This is a genomic window from Rhodopseudomonas faecalis (genome assembly GCF_003217325.1).
Taxonomy (GTDB): domain Bacteria; phylum Pseudomonadota; class Alphaproteobacteria; order Rhizobiales; family Xanthobacteraceae; genus Rhodopseudomonas; species Rhodopseudomonas faecalis.
In genome coordinates this window covers 1-3,329 of the sequence record NZ_QJTI01000049.1, presented here as the reverse complement: position 1 = coordinate 3,329, position 3,329 = coordinate 1, and the positions used below count along the sequence as shown (strand labels likewise).

Sequence of the window (3,329 nt, the reverse complement as noted above, 5' to 3'; positions counted from 1 at the left end):
CTCCGCAAGGCTCAGTTGATCTCGCTCCGCCATCGCCGTCTCCGATCCAATGCCAAACCATTGAATCACCAATCGCCAATAACGCAACGATCCCCACAAGGGGGAGGGATAACACCAGCACTGCTGCACCTCTCATCCGCCGAGCGTGACGTTGATCTGCTGGCCGCCGCGCACCACGATGATGCGCCACAGCCGCGGCTGCTCGCTGGCCGCCCGTTCCAGATCGCTGGTGCGGGCAATCTTGCGATTATTGACTGCCAAAATGATGTCGCCCTTCTGGAAGCCGACGCCGGCGGCCGGGGCGCCATCGGCGATGTCGATCACCACCACGCCCTCCATGCCCGGGTCGATGCGCAGCTCATCGGCGACCGCCGGCGAGATATTGGCGACCCGCGCGCCCTGGAACGGCGAGCGCGCCCGCACCGTGATTTCGTCGCGGCCGGTGTCCGGCGCCACTTCCAGCGGCACCGCCAGCTTCACCAGCCGGCCGCTGCGCTGCACGTCGATCTGGGCGTTGCCGCCGAGCGGCCGGGTCGCGAACCGATAGTCGAAGGCGTTGGGATCATCGATGGTGAAACCGTCGATCGCCACGATCAGGTCCGACAATTTTAGGCCAGCACGGGCCGCGGGGCTGCCTTCGGTGACGCTCGACACCAAGGCGCCGCTCGGCAGTTTCAGCCCGAGCGTCTCGGCGATTTCCGGCGTCACCGCCTGCAAGCGCGCGCCGAGCCAGGGCCGCCGCACCGCCTTGCCGCCGCTCTTGGCCGACGCCACCACCACCCGCACCATGTTGGCGGGAATGGCAAAGCCGATGCCCTGCGAACCGCCGGAGCGCGAGAAGATCGCGGTGTTGATGCCGACCAGCTTGCCGGTGAGGTCCACCAGCGCGCCGCCGGAATTGCCGGGATTGATCGCGGCGTCGGTCTGAATGAAGAACTGATAGTCGGTGATGCCGACCTGGGTGCGCGCCAGCGCCGAGACGATGCCGTGGGTCACCGTCTGGCCGACGCCGAACGGGTTGCCAATCGCCATCACCACATCGCCGACCAACAGATCATCGGAATTGGCGAAATCGAGCGTCGGGAATTTTTCGCTGACGTCCTTGAGCCGCAGCACCGCAAGATCGGTGCGGCTGTCCTTGAGCACGATCTCGGCTTCGAATTCGCGCTTGTCGGACAGCGACACCTTGACCTGGTCGGCGCCCTCGATGACGTGGTTGTTGGTGACCACCAGGCCCGCCGGATCGACCATCACGCCGGAGCCGAGCGAGCGCTGCATCTGCTCGGGCTGCTGGCCCGGCACGCCGAAGAACCGGCGGAAGATCGGATCATCGAGCAACGGGTTGCGGTTCTGGATCACCTTGGCGGCATAGACATTGACCACCGCTGGCGTGGCGCGCTGCACCACGGGCGCGTAGCTGAGCTTGAGTTCAGAGGTCGCGGTCGGGACGCGGCGATCCTGCGCCTGTGCCGGCCAAGCGGCGAGCAGCGAGAGCGAAACGGCGGCGCAAATGCGAGCAAGGGACATGCTGAGATTCCGGGCCAATGATCGCCGATCATATAGTCTGCCGGCCGGCCTGCGAGAAGGAAAAGCCGGATCATCCCCGGTCAGCTGAGGGCGGGCTCGGCCGCTACCGCAGCGCGCTGGCTGGCGCCTTGATGGCGCTCGCCCCAGGCTTTCAGCGCGTCGATTACCGGGCGCAGGCTGTGGCCGCTCGGCGACAGCGCATATTCGACCCGCGGCGGCACCTCGGCGAACACCGCGCGGCTGATCAGCGCATCCTGCTCCAGCGCCCGCAGCTGCTTGGTCAGCATGCGCTGCGTGATGCCCGGCAACCGGCGCCGCAGCTCGCCAAAGCGCAGCGGCCCATCCTGCAGATGGTACAGGATCACGCCCTTCCACTTGCCGTCGATCAGCCCGAGCGTCAGCTCGACCGGACAGCCCGGTGCGCAATCAAAATTGCTGCGCTTCATCGGCGCGCTCCATTAGTATCCAATTAGGCACTATAGGCCCGAACGGACCGTACTTGCAAATCAGACTGCAAGGCGACAGTTAGCTCCTGAGCAACAATGGGAGCCTGGAATGAAAGCGGTTGGCTATCAAAAATCCCTTCCGATCGATGACGCGGCAGCGCTGCTCGATATTGAACTGCCCAAGCCAGAGCCCGCGGGCCGTGACCTGCTGGTCGCGGTCAAAGCGGTCTCGGTCAATCCGGTCGACACCAAGGTGCGGCTCCGCGCGACCCCGCTTGAGGGTGAGTTCAAGGTGCTGGGTTATGACGCCGCCGGCGTGGTCGAAGCGGTCGGTCCGGAGGTGAAACTGTTCAAGCCGGGCGACCAGGTGTTTTACGCCGGCTCGATCCAGCGCTCCGGCACCAATGCCGAATTCCACCTGGTCGATGAGCGCATCGTCGGCCGCAAGCCGGCCAGCCTCGATTTCGCGCCGGCCGCCGCGCTGCCGCTGACCGCGATCACCGCCTGGGAGCTGCTGTTCGACCGGCTGAAAGTGCAGCCCGGCAAGAGCCAGGATCCGCGCACGCTATTGATCATCGGCGGCGCCGGCGGGGTCGGCTCGATGCTGATCCAATTGGCGCGCCGGCTGACCGGGCTGGCCGTGGTGGCGACCGCGTCACGGCCCGAAAGCCGCAAATGGTGTCTCGAACTCGGCGCCCATGCCGTGATCGATCACAGTCAAAAGCTGCCGCCGCAGCTTGCGGCGCTGGCCCTGCCCCCGGTGGCGCTGATCGCCAGCCTGACCGGCACCGAGCAGCATTTTCCGGCGCTGGTCGAAGTGCTGGCGCCGCAGGGCCAGATCGGCCTGATCGACGATCCGGCCACGCTGAACCCGATGCTGCTGAAAGCGAAATCAGCGTCGCTGCATTGGGAGGCGATGTTCGCGCGCTCGACGTTCCAGACCGACGACATGATCGCGCAGCATCAGCTGCTGAACGACGTCGCCGATTTGATCGACAAGGGCGTGCTGCGCACCACGCTCGACCAGAGTTTTGGCACCATCAACGCCGCCAATCTCAAGCGCGCGCACGCGCTGATCGAATCCGGCAAGGCGGTCGGCAAGATCGTGCTGGAAGGCTGGGAGTAGTCCCTGCACGCTCCGCGAGTCATTCCGGGGCGCGAGCACGGCTCGCGAACCCGGCGACTGTCTCAGGTGTCAAGGGTCTTACCTTGATATGGCGTGTCGGCTTTGACGAGTGCGTTGGCTGTGACGAGCAGTTTTCGGGCGATTGCGATGAGCGCGACCTTTCCGGGTTTTCCTTGCAGGCGAAGGGCGTTGTAGTCGTCGCGGAGCTTGGGGTGGTGGCGGGCGGCGAC

Annotated in this window: 3 protein-coding genes and 1 pseudogene; 1 reads left to right on the top strand and 3 read right to left on the bottom strand. The window is 65.6% G+C overall.

Features of this window, described 5'->3' with window-relative positions; translation table 11 throughout:
- Positions 1–132: 132 nt before the first annotated feature.
- Together BJ122_RS18805 and BJ122_RS18800 are read right to left on the bottom strand one after the other, a co-directional pair.
- On the bottom strand, positions 133–1,527 hold the full coding sequence (locus BJ122_RS18805) for a DegQ family serine endoprotease (protein ID WP_110782808.1): 1,395 nt from the start codon (positions 1,525–1,527) through the stop codon (positions 133–135).
- Between the two features lie 80 nt (positions 1,528–1,607).
- Positions 1,608–1,973, bottom strand: coding sequence for a winged helix-turn-helix transcriptional regulator (locus BJ122_RS18800; protein WP_110782807.1), 366 nt, complete (start codon positions 1,971–1,973; stop codon positions 1,608–1,610).
- Positions 1,974–2,082: 109 nt separating this feature from the next.
- Here BJ122_RS18800 and BJ122_RS18795 point away from each other — a divergent pair, with 109 nt between their 5' ends.
- A complete protein-coding gene (locus tag BJ122_RS18795) occupies positions 2,083–3,099 on the top strand; it encodes a zinc-binding alcohol dehydrogenase family protein (RefSeq protein WP_110782806.1) in 1,017 nt (338 codons plus the stop codon).
- A gap of 62 nt (positions 3,100–3,161) precedes the next feature.
- Here the strand turns inward: BJ122_RS18795 and BJ122_RS19950 are convergent.
- Positions 3,162–3,329 (bottom strand): annotated as a pseudogene (locus BJ122_RS19950) (IS110 family transposase); the annotation flags it as partial.